This is a genomic window from Streptomyces sp. NPDC057654, from assembly GCF_042800135.1.
Taxonomy (GTDB): domain Bacteria; phylum Actinomycetota; class Actinomycetes; order Streptomycetales; family Streptomycetaceae; genus Streptomyces.
In genome coordinates this window covers 1-1,115 of the sequence record NZ_JBHVHQ010001460.1, presented here as the reverse complement: position 1 = coordinate 1,115, position 1,115 = coordinate 1, and the positions used below count along the sequence as shown (strand labels likewise).

Sequence of the window (1,115 nt, the reverse complement as noted above, 5' to 3'; positions counted from 1 at the left end):
CGGCTACCTCATCCACCAGTTCCTGGCCCCGAACACCAACCGCCGCACCGACGCCTGGGGCGGCTCCGACGAGAACCGCGTCCGCTTCGCCGTCGAGACCGCCCGCGCCGTCGCCGCCGAGATCGGCGCCGACCGCACGGGGCTGCGGATCTCGCCCGGAAACCCGTACAACGACATCGACGAGCCCGCCCCCGAAGCCGTCTACACCGCCCTCGTCAAGGCCGTCGACCCGCTCGGCCTCGCCTATCTGCACGTCGTCGAGGGCCGGGACCGCGAACTGACGCTCGCCCTGTGCAAGCTGTTCGGCGGCGTCTTCCTGCTCAACCCGGGTACGGACGGCCGCCCCACCGGCGCCGAGGAACTGCCCCTCGTCGAGGACGGCACCGCCGACGCGCTCGCCTACGGGACGCTGTTCCTCGCCAACCCGGACCTGCCGGCGCGCCTCGCGGCGGGAGGCCCGTACAACGCGCCCGACCGGGCGACGATGTTCGGGGGCGGGGACAAGGGCTACATCGACTACCCGACGCTGACGCCCTGACAGCGCCCGTCCGCCGTACGCGCCCTCGGCCCGGCTGAATACCGTGGACGCGGCGGCGGACCGCCGCGCATAGTCGCCACCATGGAGAATCTTTCGACCACGCTCTTCGCGCCCGAGACGACCTACCTCAACACCGCCTCCGCCGGTCTGCTGCCCGCCCCCGCCGTCGCCGCCATGACCGGGGCCGTCGAGGACACGGCGGCGGGCCGCTCGCTCACCGTCCACTACGAGGCGGTGGAGGCGGCGCGCGCCTCGTACGCCCGGCTCGTCGGCGTGCCCGTGGAGCGCGTCGCGGCGGGCGCGTCCGTCGCGGTCTACGGCGGGCTGATCGCCCAGTCCCTGCCGCCCGGGTCCGAAGTCCTGGTCGCCGAGGGCGACTTCAGCTCCCTCGTCAACCCCTTCCACATGCGCCCGGACCTCACCGTGCGCACCATGCCGCTGGAGAAGCTCCCCGACGCCGTACGGCCGGGCCCGGCGCGCGTCGCGGTGAGCGCCGTGCAGTCGGCGGACGGCCGGATCGCGGACCGCGCCGCCAACGCCGCGGCGGCCCGGGCCCATGGCGCCCGGACGTTCATCG

The 1,115-nt window shown here is 74.5% G+C and carries 2 pseudogenes; both read left to right on the top strand.

Annotated elements, in window-relative coordinates:
* Positions 1-538, top strand: a pseudogene (locus ACFU99_RS44360) (alkene reductase); the annotation flags it as partial.
* 81 nt (positions 539-619) lie between these two features.
* Positions 620-1,115 (top strand): annotated as a pseudogene (locus ACFU99_RS44355) (aminotransferase); the annotation flags it as partial.